Source organism: Agrobacterium sp. CCNWLW155, from assembly GCF_036888815.1.
GTDB lineage: Bacteria > Pseudomonadota > Alphaproteobacteria > Rhizobiales > Rhizobiaceae > Agrobacterium > Agrobacterium radiobacter.
On record NZ_JBAKFW010000002.1, the window covers coordinates 395,906 to 416,743 of the forward strand.

General features: G+C 59.5%; 19 protein-coding genes, 2 tRNA genes and 1 riboswitch. Of the genes, 15 read left to right on the plus strand and 6 right to left on the minus strand.

The features are described from left to right. Positions 1-229 precede the first annotated feature (229 nt). Complete coding sequence (locus tag V6S97_RS10480) at positions 230-421, plus strand: hypothetical protein (RefSeq protein WP_003503577.1); 192 nt, start codon at positions 230-232, stop codon at positions 419-421. Positions 422-530: 109 nt separating this feature from the next. Here the strand turns inward: V6S97_RS10480 and V6S97_RS10485 are convergent. Continuing rightward, positions 531-606, minus strand: a tRNA-Thr gene (locus V6S97_RS10485). A 136-nt stretch (positions 607-742) separates the two neighbouring features. Beyond that, positions 743-1,705 carry an NAD(P)H-dependent flavin oxidoreductase gene (locus tag V6S97_RS10490; RefSeq protein ID WP_003503575.1) on the minus strand — a complete coding sequence of 321 codons (963 nt, stop codon included), beginning with the start codon at positions 1,703-1,705 and terminating at the stop codon, positions 743-745. 255 nt (positions 1,706-1,960) lie between these two features. Here V6S97_RS10490 and V6S97_RS10495 point away from each other — a divergent pair, with 255 nt between their 5' ends. Continuing rightward, positions 1,961-3,106 carry a hypothetical protein gene (locus V6S97_RS10495; RefSeq protein ID WP_003503573.1) on the plus strand — a complete coding sequence of 382 codons (1,146 nt, stop codon included), beginning with the start codon at positions 1,961-1,963 and terminating at the stop codon, positions 3,104-3,106. 52 nt (positions 3,107-3,158) lie between these two features. Here V6S97_RS10495 and ppk2 read toward each other — a convergent pair whose 3' ends face one another. Then, positions 3,159-4,040: a polyphosphate kinase 2 gene (gene ppk2, locus V6S97_RS10500; protein ID WP_003503570.1), complete on the minus strand. Its 882-nt coding sequence runs from the start codon at positions 4,038-4,040 to the stop codon at positions 3,159-3,161. Between the two features lie 242 nt (positions 4,041-4,282). On the opposite strand from ppk2, the gene phoR reads away from it, so the two are divergent. The 7 genes from phoR to phoB all read left to right on the plus strand — a co-directional run bounded on the left by phoR (position 4,283) and on the right by phoB (position 12,207). Further along, positions 4,283-5,545 carry a phosphate regulon sensor histidine kinase PhoR gene (gene phoR / locus V6S97_RS10505; RefSeq protein ID WP_050816415.1) on the plus strand — a complete coding sequence of 421 codons (1,263 nt, stop codon included), beginning with the start codon at positions 4,283-4,285 and terminating at the stop codon, positions 5,543-5,545. A gap of 195 nt (positions 5,546-5,740) precedes the next feature. Beyond that, positions 5,741-6,775 (plus strand): substrate-binding domain-containing protein, encoded by a 1,035-nt coding sequence (locus V6S97_RS10510; protein ID WP_003503566.1) that lies wholly within the window; start codon positions 5,741-5,743, stop codon positions 6,773-6,775. Between the two features lie 261 nt (positions 6,776-7,036). Next, positions 7,037-8,521, plus strand: a complete 1,485-nt coding sequence (gene pstC, locus V6S97_RS10515) for a phosphate ABC transporter permease subunit PstC (RefSeq protein ID WP_003503565.1) — start codon at positions 7,037-7,039, stop codon at positions 8,519-8,521. Further along, entirely contained in the window at positions 8,518-9,840 is a 1,323-nt protein-coding gene (gene pstA / locus V6S97_RS10520; RefSeq protein WP_003503558.1) for a phosphate ABC transporter permease PstA, read from the plus strand. Before pstC ends, pstA begins: the two co-directional genes overlap by 4 nt. Before the next feature lie 14 nt (positions 9,841-9,854). Continuing rightward, positions 9,855-10,670, plus strand: a complete 816-nt coding sequence (pstB, locus tag V6S97_RS10525; protein WP_003503557.1) for a phosphate ABC transporter ATP-binding protein PstB — start codon at positions 9,855-9,857, stop codon at positions 10,668-10,670. 97 nt (positions 10,671-10,767) lie between these two features. Further along, positions 10,768-11,493, plus strand: a complete 726-nt coding sequence (gene phoU, locus V6S97_RS10530) for a phosphate signaling complex protein PhoU (RefSeq protein ID WP_003503555.1) — start codon at positions 10,768-10,770, stop codon at positions 11,491-11,493. Positions 11,494-11,523: 30 nt separating this feature from the next. Then, positions 11,524-12,207 (plus strand): phosphate regulon transcriptional regulator PhoB, encoded by a 684-nt coding sequence (gene phoB, locus V6S97_RS10535; protein ID WP_003493692.1) that lies wholly within the window; start codon positions 11,524-11,526, stop codon positions 12,205-12,207. A 316-nt stretch (positions 12,208-12,523) separates the two neighbouring features. Here phoB and V6S97_RS10540 read toward each other — a convergent pair whose 3' ends face one another. Further along, a complete protein-coding gene (locus V6S97_RS10540) occupies positions 12,524-13,057 on the minus strand; it encodes a GcrA family cell cycle regulator (protein WP_003503553.1) in 534 nt (177 codons plus the stop codon). Positions 13,058-13,488: 431 nt separating this feature from the next. Here V6S97_RS10540 and V6S97_RS10545 point away from each other — a divergent pair, with 431 nt between their 5' ends. From V6S97_RS10545 to V6S97_RS10555, 3 genes are all read left to right on the plus strand, one after another. Further along, a complete protein-coding gene (locus V6S97_RS10545; protein WP_112292908.1) occupies positions 13,489-14,688 on the plus strand; it encodes an aspartate aminotransferase family protein in 1,200 nt (399 codons plus the stop codon). Positions 14,689-14,744: 56 nt separating this feature from the next. Beyond that, positions 14,745-15,662, plus strand: coding sequence for an ornithine carbamoyltransferase (gene argF, locus V6S97_RS10550; protein WP_003503550.1), 918 nt, complete (start codon positions 14,745-14,747; stop codon positions 15,660-15,662). Between the two features lie 240 nt (positions 15,663-15,902). Then, positions 15,903-16,892, plus strand: a complete 990-nt coding sequence (locus tag V6S97_RS10555) for an Hsp33 family molecular chaperone (protein ID WP_334426768.1) — start codon at positions 15,903-15,905, stop codon at positions 16,890-16,892. Positions 16,893-16,945: 53 nt separating this feature from the next. Here V6S97_RS10555 and apaG read toward each other — a convergent pair whose 3' ends face one another. Together apaG and V6S97_RS10565 are read right to left on the minus strand one after the other, a co-directional pair. Further along, positions 16,946-17,338 (minus strand): Co2+/Mg2+ efflux protein ApaG, encoded by a 393-nt coding sequence (gene apaG / locus V6S97_RS10560; RefSeq protein ID WP_003503545.1) that lies wholly within the window; start codon positions 17,336-17,338, stop codon positions 16,946-16,948. A gap of 233 nt (positions 17,339-17,571) precedes the next feature. Then, positions 17,572-18,756, minus strand: a complete 1,185-nt coding sequence (locus tag V6S97_RS10565) for an O-succinylhomoserine sulfhydrylase (RefSeq protein ID WP_003503544.1) — start codon at positions 18,754-18,756, stop codon at positions 17,572-17,574. 43 nt (positions 18,757-18,799) lie between these two features. After that, positions 18,800-18,878: riboswitch (SAM riboswitch) on the minus strand. Between the two features lie 73 nt (positions 18,879-18,951). Here V6S97_RS10565 and V6S97_RS10570 point away from each other — a divergent pair. The 3 genes from V6S97_RS10570 to V6S97_RS10580 all read left to right on the plus strand — a co-directional run bounded on the left by V6S97_RS10570 (position 18,952) and on the right by V6S97_RS10580 (position 20,785). Continuing rightward, a complete protein-coding gene (locus V6S97_RS10570; RefSeq protein ID WP_107675136.1) occupies positions 18,952-20,049 on the plus strand; it encodes a 2'-deoxycytidine 5'-triphosphate deaminase in 1,098 nt (365 codons plus the stop codon). 55 nt (positions 20,050-20,104) lie between these two features. Then, positions 20,105-20,178 (plus strand) — tRNA-Gly (locus V6S97_RS10575). Between the two features lie 58 nt (positions 20,179-20,236). Next, complete coding sequence (locus V6S97_RS10580; RefSeq protein ID WP_060722862.1) at positions 20,237-20,785, plus strand: RNA 2'-phosphotransferase; 549 nt, start codon at positions 20,237-20,239, stop codon at positions 20,783-20,785. Positions 20,786-20,838 lie beyond the last annotated feature (53 nt).

Below are 20,838 nucleotides of genomic sequence, written 5' to 3' on the forward strand. Positions count from 1 at the left end.
TCTGGCAACCGGAAGCCGCCAATTCTGAGGGATCCACTCCCGTGTGATGCATTAGGCGAGCGGGCTCAGCACCATTCAGCCCTCGTTCAGGCCTGCCGCATCACTCTTGCTCACGGAACCGAGGACACAGACAGACGTTGAGGTCCGTCATTGGGAGATGAGATCATGAAGATTCTAACCGCAGCAATCTGCCTCCTATCGGTCGGCATCCTGAGCGGATGCGTTGACGATGGTGGTTACCGCACAGGCGGATATTACTCGTCCGGCGTCTATTATCGATCTTATGATCGAGACAGATATTACCGTGATTACGACCGCCGGAACTGGCGACAACACAGAGAGTGGCGGGATCGCAGGGATTGGCGCGGTGATTATCGCTACCGCCCGCGTCCACCGTCTGACGGTCAGTTGTATGGCGTGATTGTTCGTTAACGACGGCGTTCTTATCGGGCCGGTCTGCATGGCCGGCCATGTGATTCGGGTGATTCCCGACAGCGCGCGTCTATTTAGATAATAGTCTGGGAGAAAAATGGTGCCGCTTACGTGACTCGAACACGTGACCCCGTCATTACGAATGACGTGCTCTACCAACTGAGCTAAAGCGGCCCGATTGTGACCCGTTTGTTGCGGATCAGCTTCATGGCGGGCTGATACAGGCAATGCTGACGGATTTCAAGCCTTGAATGTGCCGGTTTTGAAATTTCCGCAAAAAGCTTTGCCTGTCCGTTGTTTGGCGGTGGCGTCAGCCTTTCCCGCAGATGCGGTTTTTGGCCGTTTCATATTCATTTGCCAGACGATCGACGAGTGCTGCCACGGGTTCCACCGTTTTCACCGCGCCGATGCCTTGCCCTGCGCCCCAGATGTCCTTCCAGGCCTTTGCGCCACCGGTGGCGGTTTCAAAGTCCATCTTCGAGGGGTCGGCTTCGGGCAGATTGTCGGGGTCCATGCCGGAGGCGACGATCGAGCTTTTCAGGTAGTTTCCGTGCACGCCCGTGAAATAGTTCGAATAAACGATATCCTTGGCCTGGGCTTCCACAATCGCCTGCTTGTAACCTTCGGAAGCGCGCGCTTCCTGAGTGGCGATGAAGGGGGTGCCGATATAGGCCATGTCAGCACCCATGGCCTGCGCGGCGAGAATGGAGCCGCCATTGGCGATGGCGCCGGCCAACAGCAGCGGGCCGTCGAACCACTCGCGGATTTCCTGAACGAGGGCGAAGGGCGAAAGTGTGCCCGCATGTCCGCCGGCACCCGCCGCGACCGCAATCAGCCCATCCGCACCCTTGCGGATGGCAGAGCGGGCATGGCGGTCGTTGATGACGTCATGTAGCACGATGCCGCCATAGGAATGCACGGCTGCATTGACCTCTGGCACCGCGCCAAGCGAAGAAATCACCACCGGCACTTTGTATTTCACGCAAAGGCCGAGATCGTGTTCCAGCCGCCGGTTGGACATGTGCACGATCTGGTTGACCGCGAAGGGTGCGGCCGGGCGCTCGGGATTGGCACGGTTGTGCGCGTCGAGTTCCTCGGTGATCATCGCCAGCCACTCGTCGAGCTGGCTTTCGGGTCGCGCGTTGAGCGCCGGGAAAGCGCCGATGACGCCGGCCTTGCATTGCGCCAGCGTCAGTTGCGGATGTGAAATAATGAATAGCGGTGATGCTATGACCGGAAGACGCAGATTGTCTTTCAGCACGGACGGTAGCATGTCTCCTCCCACGAATTACGTTTACGCGCACGTAAGTCAATATCGCGTTCGGGAGCAGATTGAAAGCGAAAACAGCGTGGCACTTGCATCTCGAATCTGCGTTCGTAGCGCCACAATGGATCGATTTTCCTGAAAGCAATCCGGTCTTTATCATAAACGAAGCTTGCGGAGGGGCGGTATAGCCGTTACCGAATCGTGAACCCATGGCGCAGCGCCGCATATTTTTTGCAAAGCGTAATAGAACAAGGATCGGTCGTGAGCGGACTGGAAACGGCAATTAGAAATGCTCTGGAAAAATCGGACAGATCGAACGCCGAAGTTCGTGCACGGATTTACCAATCGTCCCGTCAGGCGCTGGAAGCAGGCCTGCGCAAGCAGGGGATAGACGATCCGCAGGTCGTCGCCCAGCAGCGGCAGCGGCTTGAAGGCCTGATCCACCAGATCGAGAATGAAGAGCGCAACAGTCTTCTGGACAGGGTGGAGCAGCAATTGCGCCCACCAGCACCGGAAAGTCCGGCGCAGGATGATCACGCGGTCGATCCCGTTTCGCAGGCGCCTCACCACGGCGATTTGGGTGTTGAGCCGGAACTGCGCGGTGAAACGCGCGATGTGCAGCCGGGTGCTGCCGTTGCTCCGGCGCCGCTGAATGCGGGGCAGCGCAATGGAAAGCCGCCGAAGAGAGGCTCCCGCGCCAGCGACTCCTCGCTTGCTTTCCGTCCGGAGGGCGCGGTTGGCCGTCGCAAGCGCCGGGGGCTTTTTGCCCGGCTTTTTATCTATGTGACGCTTCTGGCTTTTATCGGTTTCGGCGCCTGGTGGGTTTATTCTTCCGGCCTCCTGCTGTCTCCGGAGCAACGTGATACCAGCGTACCCAATCCGCCGGCGCAGGTGCAGGCGGAGGATTTCAACGGGACGGAGCCTGCGCCGAGCCTTTCCGCCGGCCGCGGTTTTTCCGATGACTGGGTTGAGGTCTTCAATGCGGAGCGTGGTAGTTCGGGCGTTTCGGCCGGCCAGCGCGCCAATGTCGAAAACATCGCCACACCCGCCGGCAAGGCTATAAAGATAACCTCGAGAAGTGTGGCGCAGGATGGCGCCGTCAGCGTCGAGGTTCCGGTGGAGGTGATGCGGGATATGGCGGGCAAGTCCTCGACCATTTCTATCACTTTGCAATCCTCCAGCGACCGGCAGACCCAGGTTTCAGTCGCCTGCGATTTCGCCACATTGGGCGATTGCTCCCGCCACCGCTTCACCGCCACGGCCGAGCGCGCGGACATGCTGCTGAACACGACATTCGAACGATCTCTCGCCCCCAATGCGCCGGGGAAAATCTTCATCAACAGCGATATCGACGGCAGCGGCCGCCCGATCAATCTTTATTCCGTGCGCATTCTGCCGGGCCAGTAACGGAAAAACGACAGGCGCCTCGAGTGGCGGCGCCTGTCATCGTCTTCCGGTCTCATTTGAGAAAATCCGGTCCTGATCCCAATATCTTGTCGTCGATTTCGCCGATCGCCTTCTCGTCTTTACCCTCATAGTCGAGCGTAAGAAGAATGTGACGGATGAGGTTCACCCGCGTGCGGCGCTTGTCGTTGGCGCGCACCACGGTCCAGGGGGCGGCATCGGTGTGGGTCTTTTCCAGCATCTCGTCGCGCTTTTGCGTATAGTCGTCCCATTTCGTCAGCGCGGCTATGTCCATATCCGAAAGCTTCCAGCATTTCAGCGGGCTGTGGCGGCGATCATGGAAGCGCTCGATCTGCGTTTCGCGACCGATGTCGAGCCAGAATTTGAAAAGATTGATGTCTTCATGGGCCAGCATCTTTTCCAGACGCGGCGTTTCCTTGAGGAAGAGCTTGTGTTCTTCCGGCGTGCAGAAACCCATGACCGGCTCGACCCCGGCGCGGTTATACCATGAGCGGTCGAAGAGAACGAATTCGCCGGCGGTCGGAAAATGCGAGATATAGCGCTGGAAATACCATTGGCCGCGCTCGGTTTCCGTGGGTTTGGTGAGCGCCACCACGCGGGCATAGCGGGGGTTGAGATAGGCCCGGGCCGCGAAGATCGCGCCACCCTTGCCCGCCGCATCGCGGCCTTCGAAAACCGCCATGACCCTTTTGCCGGTCGCCTGCAGCCAGAACTGAACCTTGACCAGTTCCACCTGCAGCGCCTCGAGAGCGGTGTCGTAGTCCTCCCGCTTCATCTTCTTGTCGTAGGGAAAATTGCCGGCGGAAAGTTTCTTTTCCTCAACCCATTCAGGAAGAACCGGATTGTCGATGTCGAAGCTGCGCAGTTTGCCGCCAATGGTGATCTCGACCGTCCGCTTCTTCGTTTCTTCGCCCATGGGTTCCTCCAGATGTTGTTGTGTAAAGGCAACTCGCCGCCAATGAGTTCACATCCATTGCCAGAATTCAAGTGAAACAGGACCGGTTGACCGGGATGCGGCGGCGGGAGCGATTGCCGCGTCGATTTTGCGCATATACGTTGTGGAAAATGCGCGATGATGAATCTCTGTCATGAAGCTGGCCTATGAGATTTCGATGCGCTGTCAGATGAGAATGGAAAGAGCAGGCTGAAATGGCAGTCATGAAAGGCGATGGTGGATTAAGGCTTTTGGGAAGGAAGCTCGGCCGGAACTGGTTGCCCGTTCTCATCGTCAGCATGCTCGCCATCGTGGCCGTTGCGGAACTCCATACACCCTATATGCCCGCCGCCCTTTGGCTTTGCGCCGTCATTGCCATTCTGGCCGTTGCGGAGGGCCCGGCGGCCGCCTCCGCAAAGGACGGAGTTGCGGCGGCGGAGACGGATGAGCCGGAAGTGCCCGGCGAAAACGTCATTTCGGGCGTAAGGGCGGGCCTCGCGGTTCTGGATACCCCCGTTTTCATTCTCGACAAGAACGCCAGCGTGCTGTTTCAGAACGGTGCTGCCGAACGCGCCTTCGGCCAGCTGCTTGCCGGTGCACATATTTCCGCCCGGCTGCGCTCTCCCGGCCTGCTGGATGTCATTCGCGAAACCATCACCACCGGCCAACCCAACCAGGTCGAACATTCGGAGCGCTTTCCTTCCGAACGGGTCTTTATCGTCCGCATCGCCCGTGCGGATGTAGGAGAGGGGGCCAGTCCGCCGTTCTACATCCTGTCGTTCCGCGACGTTTCGGAGCTTCGTCGCATCGACCGCATGCGTAGCGACTTCGTCGCCAATGCGAGCCATGAATTGCGCACCCCGCTCGCCTCGCTCCGCGGTTTCATCGAAACCATGCAGGGGCCGGCGCGCAACGACCCGAAGGCACAAGAGCGTTTCCTTGCCATCATGCTGGATCAGGCAACCCGCATGAGCAGGCTGGTGGACGATCTCATGTCCCTTTCGCGGCTGGAACTGCGCGCAAACATCGCGCCCGACCAGAAAGTCAATCTCGTTCCCGTCATCGGCCATGTGCGCGATACGCTGCTGCCCCTTGCCGACGAGCTTGATGTAACCATCACGCTGCACCTGCCGGACCGGCCGGCGGAAGTGCAGGGGGATCGCGACGAACTGGTGCAGGTATTCCAGAACCTAGTTGAAAATGCTTGCAAATATGGTCAGGAAGGCAAGGTCGTGGATGTCTGGCTGCGCGCCGAACCCGGCAAGCCGGTGGAGGTGAGTGTCATCGACAAGGGGCCGGGCATTCCCGCCGAACATGTGCCGCGCCTGACGGAGCGTTTTTATCGTGTCAGCGTCGCCGACAGCCGCTCGAAAAAGGGCACGGGCCTCGGGCTTGCCATCGTCAAGCACATCCTCACTCGCCACCGCGCCCGCCTCATCATTAAATCGGAATTGGGCAGCGGCACGGACTTCACCGTAAGATTCTGACATAAAATATGCATCTGCTTTTAACGTCGTGAATATTTATAAATTAAATCAGTAATTTAGACTGTCACAAATCTTTCGTCAAAGTGACATAAAAGGATGTGGCTACGGTGGTTAAGAAAAGGTCGCCGAGCGCAAGCTAAGAGCGAGTGTCGCTATCGGCTGCGTCCACAACAAAGCCCACGACGGGAGAGACAAATGAACATCGTTAAATTTTCCGCAGCAGCTCTGGTGGCTTCTGTCGCCTTCGCTGGCGCCGCCGCTGCTCGCGACCAGATCCAGGTTGCCGGTTCCTCCACGGTTCTGCCCTACGCCAAGATCGTTGCCGAGACTTTTGCCGAAACCTTCCCGAACTTCAAGGCTCCGGTTGTTGAGTCCGGCGGCACGGGCGGTGGTCTGAAGGCATTCTGCTCGGGCGTGGGCGAAGGCACCATCGACATTGCAAACGCTTCGCGCAAGATCAAGAGTGACGAACTGGCTGCCTGTAAGGCTGCTGGCGTCACCGACGTTCAGGAAGTGAAGATCGGTTACGACGGTATCGTCTTTGCGATGGACTCTTCCAACAAGGACATCAAGCTCGAGCCGAAGGATCTTTACCTCGCTCTCGCTGCTGAAGTCGTCAAGGACGGCAAGCTCGTTGCCAACCCCTACAAGAAGTGGTCGGAAATCAACAAGGAACTGCCTGACGTAGCGATCGCCGCTTACATCCCGGGCTCCAAGCACGGCACGCGCGAAGTCTTCGAAGAGAAGATCATGGCTGACGGCTGCAAGGAAGCCGGTGCCACCGATGTCATCAAGACGCTCATCACCGACGCCAAGCAGGCTGCTGCAAAGTGCGTTGCAGTCCGTAAGGACGGCGCAGCTGTCGACATCGACGGCGACTACACCGAAACGCTCGCTCGTATCGATGCCAACAAGACCGGCCTTGGCGTTTTCGGCCTGGCTTTCTATGAAAACAACGCTGACCGTCTGAAGGTCGCAACCGTTTCGGGCGTCGTTCCGTCCACCGAAACCGTTGCCAGCGGCAAGTACCCGGTTTCCCGCCCGCTGTTCTTCTACGTGAAGAAGGCTCACCTGGGCGTTATCCCGGGCCTTAAGGAATATGTCGAGTTCTTCGTTTCCGACGAGATGATCGGCCCGGATTCCCCGCTCGCCAACTACGGCCTGGTTGCCGCCCCGGACGCAGAGCGCGAAGAAATCCGCTCGAAGTTCTCGGCCGGTTCCACGATGTAATAGAAAGAGGGGTGCGGCTCTGCCGTGCCCCTCATTCCGCTTCGCTGAGGCCGTTATCCGCGGTTGACAGTTCCTACTCATCGCCATCCACATGATTGTCGATGGATTACAGATGGATAGGATGTATCAACCTTGACGCTTGCCAGACGATGATACAGTCAGGCGGCAGGCATCATGGGATGGTCCAGCGGTCTCGTTTTGATGACTTTTTGATTTGCCCGATATCGCACCGTGCTCTTGAGGCACGCCGAGGGAACTCTAATGAACACATCGATCCTTTTGCTGATACTGGCGCTCATCGGCATCGGCAGCTATCTGCTCGGCAGCCGCCGCGCCGTTGCCCTGTCTGGTGGTCGCCCCTCCAGCATGCATTCCCGTGCCGGTTATCACGGCTCTTACGCGGTCGTCTGGGCTGTTTTGCCCGCGGCGTTCATTCTCTGTGCCTGGCTCGTTATCAGCCCCCTGTTCGTCACATCGGCGGTGCGCGGTAATTTCCCCGAGGACGTGCGGGCGCAATCCGAAGCGCAGCAGAGCCTGACCTATGGTATGGTGACCTCCATCGCCCGCGGTCTTCAGCGGCTGACGCCGGAAGAAACTGCTCAGGTTGAGGCCGATACGGCTGCGGTCCGGCCTCTTCTGGCATCGAAGGGTGTGGCGATCGCCGGTGATCCCGAGCGCTTCATGGTTGATGCCGCCCAGACGCTCAACGGCATGACCTCCACCAGCCGCATCGCGATGATTGCCGTCGTGCTGCTGGCCGCGCTCGGCGGCGGCGCCTATGCGCTGCGTGCGATCGCGCCGCGCTTCCGGGCGCGCAACCAGGTCGAGAAGGTCATTCTCGCTGCCCTGCTCGTCGCCTCGTCCATCGCTATCCTCACGACCATCGGTATCGTCCTGTCGATGCTGACGGAGGCGATCCAGTTCTTCACCATGGTCCCGGCGCACCAGTTCTTCTTCGGAACGGTATGGGATCCGCGTTTTGCGGCAGCCGGTGCGACCGACTCCTCCGGCCAGTTCGGCCTGATCCCGCTGCTCGCAGGTACGCTTTACATCGGCTTCGTCGCCATGCTGGTCGCGGTTCCCGTGGGTCTGTTTTCGGCGATCTATATGTCCGAATATGCCTCGCCGCGTCTGCGCTCCGTGGCAAAGCCGCTGCTCGAAGTGCTCGCCGGCATCCCCACCATCGTCTACGGCTTCTTCGCGCTGACGACGGTTGGTCCTTTCCTCAGAGACATTTCCACGCAGATCAATGGTCTGGCGACGGGTAATTACGCCAACTTCATCCAGGCGCAGAGCGTCATCACCGCCGGCTTCGTCATGGGCATCATGCTGATCCCCTATGTCTCGTCGCTGTCGGACGATATCATCACCGCCGTGCCACGCTCGCTGCGTGACGGTTCCCTCGGTCTCGGCGCTACACGGTCCGAAACCATCAAGAGGGTCATCGTTCCCGCCGCTCTTCCCGGCATCGTCGGCGCTGTGCTGATGACGGCATCGCGCGCCATCGGCGAAACCATGATCGTGGTTCTCGCGGCCGGCGTTGCGGCCCGTCTGCAGCTCAATCCATTCGAGCCCATGACCACCGTGACGGTCAAGATCGTCAGCCAGCTGACCGGCGACCTTGAATTCACCTCGCCGCAGACGCTGGTCGCCTTTGCGCTCGGCATCACGCTTTTCGCCATCACGCTTTGCCTGAATATCTACGCGCTTTACATCGTGCGCAAATACCGGGAGCAATATGAATGACCGACATCGTCTCTCCCGCAGCCGGCGCGAACGCCGCGAACAGGGCCACGCGCCGTGATATCGGCATCAAGCGCCGTTATGCCGCCGAACGCCGCTTCCGTGCTTACGGCATGGCAGCGATTTCCTTCGGCCTCATCTTTCTCTTCCTGCTGCTTTTCTCGGTGGTTTCCAAGGGTTACACTGCCTTCCAGCAGACGATGATCACCGTTCCGGTCGAGTTTTCCGAACAGATCATCGATCCGAAAAATGAGCGCGCCACCAATCCGGCGAAGCTGATGACGGCCAATTATCCCGTTGTTGCCCGTGACGCGGTCGCCAAGGTCCTTGGTGTTGCGCCGACGGACCGCGCCGGTCTTCGTGCCGTCAACCTCTTGATCTCCGACAGCGTGCGCACGCAGCTTCGCGACATCGTCGTCGCCGATCCCGCCGTCATCGGCACCACGCGCACGGTCACGCTCCTGGCCTCGGGCGACGTCGACAGCGCCTTCAAGGGCCAGGTCGATATGACCGCCGATGAAGCCAATCGCCGTATCTCGAACCAGCAGCTCGGCTGGATGAACCAGCTCGCCGAAAGCGGCCAGCTCGGCAAACATTTCAACACCGGCATTTTCGTCAACGGCGCTTCGAGCCGTCCGGAAGCGGCGGGTGTCGGCGTGGCGCTGATCGGTTCCTTCTACATGATGCTGATCGTGCTGGTGCTGTCATTGCCGATCGGCGTCGCGGCCTCGATCTATCTCGAGGAATTCGCCCCGAAGAACCGTCTGACGGATCTTATCGAGGTGAACATCAACAATCTCGCGGCTGTTCCTTCGATCGTTTACGGTCTGCTCGGCCTCTCCGTCTTCATCAACTTCATGGGCTTTCCGCGCTCGGCTTCGCTGGTCGGCGGTCTTGTCCTGACGCTGATGACCCTGCCGACGATCATCATCGCGACCCGCGCTGCCCTGAAAGCCGTGCCGCCGTCTATCCGCGCCGCAGCCCTCGGCCTCGGCGCTTCCAAGATGCAGACGATCTTCCACCATGTGCTGCCGCTCGCCATGCCCGGCATTCTGACCGGCACCATCATCGGTCTCGCCCACGCGCTGGGCGAAACGGCGCCGCTGCTCCTGATCGGCATGGTGGCATTCGTTGCGAATTACCCGACAACGCCGATGGATCCGTCCACGGCCCTGCCGGTGCAGATTTACATGTGGGCGAACGAAGCCGAGCGCGCCTTTGTCGAAAGGACATCCGGCGCTATCATCATCCTGCTTTTGTTCCTCATCGTCATGAATGTTGGCGCAATCCTGTTGCGTCGCCGCTTCGAGCGGCGCTGGTAGAGGGAGATTGAGCAATGAACATGTTGTCGGAAGCAGCAGTTGAAAAGGCGCTGGACAAGAAAATGAATGAAGTCTCATACAAGATGATCGGCAAGGACGTTTCGGTTTATTACGGCGAAAAGCGCGCGCTTTACGACGTGAACCTCAACGTTCGGGAAAATACGGTGACCGCGCTTATCGGCCCGTCCGGCTGCGGAAAATCCACCTTCCTGCGCACCCTGAACCGTATGAACGACACGATCGACGGTTGCCGGGTCACCGGCAAGATCACGCTCGATACCGACGATATCTACGATCAGGCGATCGACGTTGTGGAATTGCGCGCCCGCGTCGGCATGGTGTTCCAGAAGCCGAACCCCTTCCCGAAGTCGATCTACGAGAACATCGCTTATGGCCCGCGTATCCACGGTCTTGCCCGCAACAAGGCGGATATGGACCAGATCGTCGAGCACAGCCTGCAGAAGGCGGGTCTCTGGAACGAAGTGAAGGATCGCCTGCTGGAGTCCGGCACCGGCCTTTCCGGTGGTCAGCAGCAGCGCCTGTGCATCGCGCGCGCGGTTGCCGTCAGCCCGGAAGTGATCCTGATGGACGAGCCCTGCTCGGCGCTGGACCCGATCGCGACCGCCAAGGTCGAGGAATTGATCCACGAGCTGCGTACCAATTACACCATCGTCATCGTTACGCACTCCATGCAGCAGGCGGCGCGTGTTTCCCAGCGCACGGCCATGTTCCACCTTGGTCATCTTGTCGAAGAAAACGAAACCGACAAGATGTTCACCAATCCGGACGACCAGCGCACGCAGGACTACATCATGGGCCGCTTCGGCTGATCCCGGCCGGCGCTTTATCGAAACCGAACAAGACTGGTGCCCTCTGCCGTGCCCGCTTCCGGGTACGCGCATGCAGGCCAAGCCGGAGGACTAGACCATGACACAGACAACGACCCATTCGCATATCCTGTCGGCCTATGACGACGAACTGAAATTCCTGACGCGCCGCATCGCCGAAATGGGCGGTCTCGCGGAACAGATGTGTGCCGATGCCGTGCGTGCGCTCGTCAATTCCGACGCCGCGCTCGCTCAGAAGGTCATTTCCGATGACGCGATCCTCGATCATTCCGAGCGCGAGATCGGCGACAAGGCCATCGTCACCATCGCCAGACGCCAGCCGATGGCGGCCGACCTTCGCGAGATCATCGGCACGCTGCGTATCGCCGGCGACCTTGAACGCGTTGGCGACCTTGGCAAGAACACTGCCAAGCGTGTGATCGCGGTTGCCGGAACCGGTGTGCCGCGCAAGCTCGCCCGCGGCATAGAGCACCTGTCGGAGCTTGCGCTGGTGCAGCTCAAGGAAGTCCTCGACGTCTATTCCACGCGTTCCGCCGAGAAGGCCAATGCCATCCGCGAGCGCGACGAGGAAATCGACGCCATGTATACGTCGCTCTTCCGTGAGCTTCTGACCTACATGATGGAAGATCCGCGCAACATCACCACCTGCACGCATCTTCTGTTCTGCGCCAAGAACATCGAGCGTATTGGCGACCACGCCACCAATATCGCCGAGACGATCTATTACATGACCACCGGCAGCCAGCCGGAAGGTGAGCGTCCGAAGGACGACAGTTCCAACACGCTCGGTTCGGTGACCGAGTAACAGACGAGCAGCGGCTTGCGGAGTTAGCATATGGTGCCCAAGATTGCAGTTGTGGAAGACGAGGAAGCGCTGAGCGTCCTCCTTCGTTACAATCTCGAGGCTGAGGGATATGACGTCGACACGATACCCCGTGGAGACGAAGCAGAAATCAGGCTGCAGGAACGTATTCCGGACCTTCTTATCCTGGATTGGATGCTTCCCGGCGTTTCCGGTATCGAACTGTGCCGTCGGCTCAGAATGCGGCCGGAAACAGAACGCCTGCCCATCATCATGCTGACGGCGCGCGGCGAAGAAAGCGAACGGGTTCGCGGCCTTGCCACCGGCGCCGACGACTATGTCGTCAAGCCGTTTTCGACGCCGGAACTCATGGCCCGGGTCAAGGCCATGCTGCGCCGGGCCCGTCCCGAGGTTCTCTCCTCGGTGCTGAAATGCGGTGATATCGAGCTGGATCGCGAGACCCATCGTGTTCACCGCAAGAGCCGCGAAGTGCGCCTCGGCCCGACGGAATTCCGCCTGCTGGAATTCCTGATGACCTCTCCAGGCCGGGTTTTCTCCCGCTCGCAATTGCTGGATGGCGTGTGGGGTCACGATATCTATGTGGATGAGCGCACCGTCGACGTGCATGTCGGACGCCTGCGCAAAGCGCTCAATTTTTCGCATATGCAGGATGTCATCCGTACCGTGCGTGGCGCCGGATATTCGATGGAAGCCTGAGCAAGACTCGACCGACGAGTTACACTCGGGGCAACATCCCGCCAAAAACCGAAAGGCCCGAAACCGGAATGGTGTCGGGCCTTTCGGTTTTTTGGGCGCTCCCAAACGCGACAGCTTCATCCTTTTTGATGGGATGACGGACAATTGGCTGAAATCCCGCCCGCTCAATCGGGATTGTGGGTCGGGTTTGACAGCGATGGAAGATAGGGTTCGGCGCTTCGCCCGTGAGTTGACCCCCGGAACCGCCTGAATTTTGTCATAAAAAAACGGGCCCGAAGGCCCGTAGTTTTTGAGTGTCGAATGCGTGCCGCAACACTCAAGCCTTGCGGCGCTCGCTTACCGGCTGATAGGCGAGTTTCGCATGGAACTTGCAATAGGGCGAAGATTCCAGCGCTTCACAACCGCAGAAATGGAAATCATCCTTCAGCGGATCGCCGACCGGCCACTTGCAGGTGCGCTCCGTCAGTTCCGTCAGCGTCAGGCGACGGGAAATCGGCGAGACCACGTTTTTGGAAGGAACGTAATCAAGAACCTGTGCGGTCTCGATGTCGATCTCCTCATTCAGCGCGGTTGCCGCGTTGGAACGGGTGAGGATTCGCGCCGGCGCCGCATTGACGCGGCCTGCAAAGGTCGTCGCGCGTGGGGCAGGTGCAGCGGTGCGCTTGGGCGCAGAGCGCGCCGAAGTGACCGGGCCGCCAGCCTTGACGCGTCCCGGCAGATTGAGACGATGGACCTTGCCGATCACGGCATTACGGCTGACGCCGCCGAGCTGCGCTGCAATCTGGCTGGCGCTAAGGCCCTCGGACCATAATTTCTTGAGTTTCTCGACTCGTTCGTCTGTCCAGTTCATGCCGCTTCTCCGCTCGTCGCGTATAATGTCGGCAGAATCCTTCTCCGTCTCGCGGGCGTGCCGCGAGCGTGGTTTCTGCCGGATTTTTGGTGACTAGTTCCGCCGCAATGCAGTCTAGTAATTAGCGATTAACCTAGTGCCACGCAGACTCCGTGGCAAGAGTCACGGGAATCATCTCGAATCGATTTTCCGGTTTTCCCCAACTTGCTGGCGAGTTGAGTCTGAAAGGCAACACCTTGGGCCTCGCGGGCCGCCACCTACTAGGGCTTGAGAAGCCCGGGAAATACGGACTTTTGTTGACATCGGCAGGCGAAGTGACAATAGTGCCCCTGCCGCCGCGAGGCGGCATTTTTGATTTTCAGGCGAGGGATAACCCTCAGAGCCTATTGACAACCGTCTGACAGCGCATCCGCGCAAGGAGTGATACAGCCATGGCCGAAGCCGCCGCGCCATTGTTCGATACGTTTGCAAGAGCCCCCCTGCGCTTCGAGCGAGGCGAGGGCGTCTGGCTGTTCACGGAGAGCGGCGAACGATATCTGGATTTTGCGGCCGGCGTAGCGGTCAATTCGCTGGGCCACGCCCATCCGCACCTCGTGGAAGCGATCAAGACCCAGGCCGAGAAGGTCTGGCACGTCTCGAACCTTTATGAAGTGCCGGGCCAGGAAAAGCTCGCCAAGCGCCTGACGGAAGCGACCTTCGCAGACAAGGTCTTCTTCACCAATTCCGGTGCGGAAGCGCTGGAATGCGCGATCAAGACCGCGCGCCGTTATCATTATTCCAAGGGGCATCCGGAAAAGTTCCGGATCATCACCTTCGAAGGCGCCTTTCATGGGCGTACGCTGGCGACGATCGCCGCCGGCGGCCAGCAGAAATATCTCGAAGGTTTCGGTCCCAAGGTCGAAGGTTTCGACCAGGTGCCCTTCGGTGACGTTGAGGCGCTGAAAGCCGCCATCACGGCCGAGACGGCTGCACTTCTGATCGAGCCCATTCAGGGCGAGGGCGGCATCCGTGCGCCCAGCAAGGAATTCCTGCAGCTGCTGCGGTCGCTCTGCGATGAGCATGGCATGCTGCTGATTTTCGATGAGGTCCAGACCGGCGTCGGCCGCACGGGCAAGCTGTTTGCCTATGAGCAGACGGGTGTCGCGCCCGATATCATGGCGGTGGCCAAGGGTATCGGCGGCGGTTTCCCGCTCGGCGCATGCCTTGCGACGGCGGATGCCGCTTCCGGCATGACGGCGGGCGTGCACGGCACCACCTATGGCGGCAACCCGCTGGCCATGGCTGTGGGCAATGCCGTGCTCGATGTCGTCCTCTCCGAGGGCTTTCTGGAGAAGGTCCGTGATGTCGCGCTGGTCTTCCGCCAGGGCCTTGCTTCGCTGAAGGATCGTTATCCTGATGTCATCGAGGAAATTCGCGGCGAAGGCCTGCTTCTCGGCATCAAGGCGAAGGTCCCGTCGGGCGAACTGCTGCAGGCCATGCGCGGCGAGCATCTGCTCGGCGTGCCCGCGGGCGACAACGTCATCCGTCTCCTGCCGCCGCTCGTTACCACGGCGGAAGAAGCCCGTGAGGGGCTGGCACGCGTGGAAGCGGCCGCCGCTTCCCTGACAGCGAAACAGGCAAAAATCGCCTGAGGAAACAATAAAGGGCGGGCCTCTTCCCGGAGGCTCGCGAGCATGGGACGTTTGAAATGGCTTCACCTAAACATTTTCTTGACCTGTCGGCCGTCAGCTCGCAGGACCTGCGGGCAATTCTCGACGATGCCCGCGCGCGCAAGGCCGCAACCAAGGCCGGAACGGCGGAAAAGCCGCTTGCCGGCAAGATGCTGGCAATGATCTTCGAAAAGCCCTCCACCCGCACCCGCGTCTCCTTTGATGTCGGCATGCGCCAGCTTGGTGGCGAGACGCTTTTCCTCTCCGGTACTGAAATGCAGCTCGGTCGTGCCGAAACGATCGGCGATACGGCCAAGGTGCTGTCGCGTTATGTCGACGCCATCATGATCCGCACGACGGATCATTCGCGCCTGCTGGAGCTTGCCGAGCACGCAACCGTGCCAGTTATAAACGCCCTGACTGACGACACGCATCCCTGCCAGATCATGGCTGACATCATGACCTTCGAGGAACATCGCGGCCCGGTCAAAGGCAAGACCATTGCCTGGACGGGTGACGGCAATAACGTCCTGCATTCCTTCGTGGAAGGCTCGGCCCGCTTCGGTTACCGCATGACAATGGCGGTGCCGATGGGTTCCGAACCGCATGACAAGTTCCTGAACTGGGCCCGCAACAATGGCGGCGAGATCATGTTGTGCCACGATGCCGACAAGGCCGTGGCCGGGGCCGATTGCGTCGTCACCGATACCTGGGTTTCCATGAACCAGGAACACAAGGCGCGCGGCCACAACATCTTCCAGCCCTATCAAGTCAACGAAGCCCTGATGGCCAAGGCGGAAAAAGACGCGCTGTTCATGCATTGCCTGCCGGCCCATCGCGGTGAAGAAGTGACGGATGCCGTGATCGACGGTCCGCAATCGGTGGTCTTCGACGAGGCGGAAAACCGCCTCCACGCGCAGAAGTCCATCATTGCCTGGTGCATGGGCGCCATCTGAGCAATTTCCCCCGGCCTGACACGCGTCACGCCGGGTGCTTGAACTTGCCCGCATAGATTACCATCTGTGGGACTTCGAAGAGGCTCGTCGGTTTTGCTGGCGGGCCATCATCACGATTTGCACGTTTTTCCCGGAAGCGGTTTCTCTTCCCGGGTCTCTGTGCGACAAGCGGAAAAAGCACATTTTAAAAGCCGGACTTTTGGACGGTAGCGGCGCCACGGCTGCGCCAAGGAGTATGACATGGCAAATGTAACGGTTGAACTGGACGATCTCGATTTTGCTGGCGACGACAAGGTTGTGCCCTTTCAGGTCGAAGGTCTGGATGTGCGCGGCCGCGCCGTACAGGTTGGGCCGCTGCTGAATGCCATTCTCGAGCGGCACGATTATCCTGCCGCGGTCGCCCGCCTGCTGGCGGAAGCGACTGTTCTGACGGCGCTGATCGGCACGTCGCTCAAGTTTTCCGGCAAGCTGACCCTCCAGACCAAGGGCGACGGCCCGGTTGACCTGCTGGTCGCGGATTTTACCGCGCCTGAAAGCATGCGCGCTTACGCCCGTTTCGACGAGGAGCGGCTGGCGGCGGCGATCGCGGAAGGCGCAACCTCGCCGGAGCAATTGCTCGGCACCGGCATTCTGGCCTTCACGATCGATCAGGGCGTGGGCATGCAGCCTTATCAGGGCATCGTGCCGCTCGATGGCTCATCGCTGGAAGACATTGCCGGGGTTTATTTCCGTCAGTCGGAACAGCTGCCCACCCGCGTGCGGCTGGGCGTTGCCGAGTTCTTCGACCGTGATGGCGAAGGCAAGCCGCGTCATGGCTGGCGTGCGGGCGGCGTTATCGCGCAGTTCCTGCCGCAGGCGCCCGAGCGGCTGCGTATGCGCGACCTGCATGGCGGCGACGGCGATGAAAGCGGTCACGAGGTGCAGGAGGATGATGCCTGGATGGAAGCCGTCACGCTGTTGAACACGGTGGATACCGACGAGCTGACCGATCCGCAGGTGCCGGTGGAACGCCTGCTCTTCAGGCTTTTCCATGAGAGCGGCGTGCGCATCTATGATGCGCAGGCGGTTTTCGACCGTTGCAGCTGCTCGCGGGACAAGATCAAGGGTGTGCTGTCAGGCTTCACCGCCGAAGAGATCAAGGCGAGCGAGGAAGACGGCGCCATTGCCGTGACCTGCGAGTTCTGCTCCACCACCTATCGCTACGATGTCAGCGAATTTGAAAATGCCTGAATAGAGAGCCGTGCCCCACAAAGGGTGCGGCTTTTTCATTGCCGGGCGAGTGGTTAGTTCAGAACCCGCATCAGGCCCGGTGAATCCAGCGAAAAGGCGGGTATGGTGACGTTGAACACCTCGCCATTTTCCGTTTCCATTTCATAGTGGCCGAACATCAGGCCCGAAGGTGTGTCCAGCGGGCAACCGGAGGAATATTCGTAGCTGTCGCCGGGTTTAAGATGTGGCTTCTCACCCACGACGCCAGGCCCATAGACCTCATCGACCTGTCCGTTCTGATCGGTGATGTGCCAATAGCGATTGACGAGGGTAACCGGAATATCGGAGTTGTTCGCGATCACGACTTTGTAGCCCCAGACGTAACGATCGTCATCCGGGTCGGATTGTTCCTCGAGATAATACGGGTCGACCGTTACCTCGATATCCCTTGTCAGAGCACGATACATACGCGCCACACCTCGATATTATGCCTGCCGCCACATCCTACACTATAGGTTCTAGCTATCGTCAAGAAAATGAATGACTTGACGGGCAGGGGGCATCTCCTGTTGCGCTGCTTTCCACCGTTAGGGATAACGGGAAAGGTAAATATTGGTTGCCTGATAGGGTCTTTTCGGACCGCACCGGCGAACCATGGCCCGACACGCGGTCAGGCCATGGCGATTTGCCGATTGAATTTTCAGGCCGAAACGGCCGCCAGACCCTTCGCCAGGTCTTCCAGCAGATCGTCGGTATCCTCGATGCCGCAGGAAAGGCGCAGGGTGCCGCCGGAAATACCGAGTTCAGCACGCGCCTCGTCGGAGAGGTTCTTGTGCGTCGTCGTGCCGGGATGGGTGATAAGGCTCTTGGCGTCGCCGAGGTTGTTGGAAATCTTCACGATTTCCAACGCGTTCTGCAGCTTGAAGGCCGCTTCCTTGCCACCCTTCAGTTCGAAGGCCACCAGCGTCGAACCGCCGGACATCTGCCGTGCGATGATGTCGGCCTGCGGATGGTCGGCGCGGCCGGGATAGATGACCTTGGCGACCTTGCCGTTATCGGCGAGAAAATCGGCGATTTTGCCGGCATTGGCCGTCTGCTGTTTCACACGCAGCGGCAGGGTCTCGATGCCTTTCAGCAGCGTCCAGGCATTGAACGGCGACATGGCCGGGCCGGTATGGCGGAAATAATCCTGCAGCTCTTCTTCGATCCACTTCTTGTCAGAAAGGATCACGCCGCCGAGGCAGCGGCCCTGGCCGTCAATATGTTTGGTGGCCGAATAAACAACGATATGGGCGCCGAGTTCGAGCGGCTTCTGGAAAAGCGGCGTCGCAAAGACGTTGTCGACCACCACCTTGGCGCCGATCTGGTTGGCGAGCTTCGCCACGCCGGCAATATCCACCACTTCGAGCGTCGGATTGGTCGGGCTTTCGAGGAAGAATAGCTTGGTGTTGGGCTGGATCGCTTTTTCCCAATTGCCGAGATCCCGACCGTCGATCAGCGTGCATTCGATGCCGTATTTCGGCGCGAGCGTTTCGACCACCCAGCGGCAGGAGCCGAAAAGGGCGCGGGCAGCAACGATATGGTCGCCGGCGCGCAGCTGGCACATGATGGCGGCGGTGACGGCGGCCATGCCAGAGGCAAGTGCGCGGGCGTCTTCAGCACCTTCCAGCAGGCACATGCGCTTTTCGAACATGTCGTTGGTAGGGCTCGCATAACGGGCATAGATAAAGCCATCCGTTTCACCCTTGAAGCGCGCTTCGGCGGCTTCGGAGTTTTCGTAGACGAAACCCTGGGTCAGATAGATCGCTTCCGACGTTTCACCGTAAGGGGAGCGTAGCGTACCGCCGTGAACGAGCTGGGTTGCTGGGCGCCATTTATTGCTCATGTGATCACCTTCAAAACAAAAAAACCGGCCGCAAAAGCAGACCGGTTCCTAGCACCCGGTCTTTTTAGCCACTTGTTTAACGTGGCTGCAAGCCGACCGGCCAAATCACCACGGGATAAGCTTGCCATACTGCCGTTACCGGCTTGCGTCAATGCTTTCCTTTTGGTTTTGTCGCTGTAAAAAGGAATGATGACCATGACGAGAACCACGGGCATTTTGGCGGATGGCGCGATCAAGGCGCTGTTTGCAGGCGGCAAGCTGAAGAGCGAGGCCGATCTCGATGCTGATCAGGTGCAGCCCGCCAGCCTTGATCTCAGGCTCGGCTCGAAGGCCTATCGCGTGCGCGCCAGTTTCATGCCCGGCCCCGGAACCCACGTCCTCGACAAGCTCAATCGTCTCAGCCTGCACGAGATCGACCTCACCCAGGGCGCGGTGCTGGAAACCGGTTGCGTTTATATCGTTCCCTTGATGGAAAGCCTTGCGTTGCCGGCGGACATGTCTGCCTCGGCCAATCCGAAAAGCTCGACCGGCCGTCTCGATATCTTCACCCGCGTCATGACCGATAACGCGCAGGAATTCGACAAGATACCGGCTGGTTATGCCGGCCCGCTTTATCTGGAAATCAGCCCGCGCACATTCCCCATCGTGGTGCGCCGGGGCTCACGCCTGTCGCAGATCCGCTTCCGCATTGGCCATTCGCTGCTCAACGAAAGTGAACTGCTGAAGCTGCACGAGACGGAAATGCTGGTCGCAAGCGACACGCCCAACGTGACCGGCGGCGGCATCGCGCTTTCGATCGACCTCAAGGGTTTCGGCGAAGACGGGCTGATCGGTTATCGTGGCAAACATCACACGGCGGTGGTGGATGTCGACAAGAAGGCCCAGCATGACGTTCTCGATTTCTGGGAGCCGCTCTACGCGCGCGGCCGCGCCGAACTGATCCTCGACCCGGATGAATTCTATATTCTCGTTTCGCGCGAAGCTGTCCACGTTCCGCCGCTTTACGCGGCTGAAATGACGCCATTCGACCCATTGGTGGGCGAATTCCGTGTGCACTACGCCGGCTTCTTCGATCCGGGCTTCGGCCATGCGCAGGCCGGCGGCACCGGCAGCCGCGCCGTGCTCGAAGTGCGCAGCCACGAGGTGCCCTTCATTCTGGAACACGGGCAGATCGTTGGCCGGCTTGTTTACGAGCACATGCTGCAGAAACCGGAAGGCCTCTATGGCAGCGGCCTCGGCTCCAACTATCAGGCGCAGGGACTGAAGCTCTCCAAGCATTTTCGCGCGGAATAACGAACCCGGCGGGTGCTTGACACCCGCTGCGAACTATCCGATGTCTTATGCGCGCGCGGGTGTAGCTCAATGGTAGAGCAGCAGCTTCCCAAGCTGAATACGAGGGTTCGATTCCCTTCACCCGCTCCAGCGATGCCGCGATCCATGTGCCGGAATATTAAAGGTCATAAGAGAAAGCCGCATCCCGATGGCGCAGTCCCTCAGCGAGATCAGTAAATTTCTAAGCTATGTCCTTCGTCACAAACCGGATGCGATCAGTATCGAACTCGACGCGGAAGGGTGGGCCAATATCGACGAGTTGATAGCAAGAGCCGATATTCCCCTTACGCATGAGTTGCTGCTTGAGATTGTCGATACCAGCGACAAGAAGCGGTTCGCCATTTCTGCCGATGGGCAATTCATCCGGGCCAATCAGGGCCATTCGGTGGTGGTGGATCTCGGTCTCGAGCCTGTCGAGCCACCCGTTTTGCTCTATCACGGCACAGCCACCCGTTTTCTCGGCAGCATCAGGGAAAAGGGATTGCTCCCGCAGAACCGGCAATATGTCCATCTCTCCGCTGATAAAGAAACAGCGAGAAGAGTTGGAGAAAGGCACGGAAAACCCGTCATTCTGACGATCTCCGCCCTGGCGCTGCATCAGGGAGGCCATCGTTTCTTTCAGGCCAAAAATGGTGTCTGGCTTACGAATGAGATAGAGCCGGGCTCTCTTCCGGGGCTGCCGGAAGAGGTGGGCTGAAGCCACTATTTTCCGCGGAACATCCTGAAATGGTGGGGATACGGTCTTGGCCG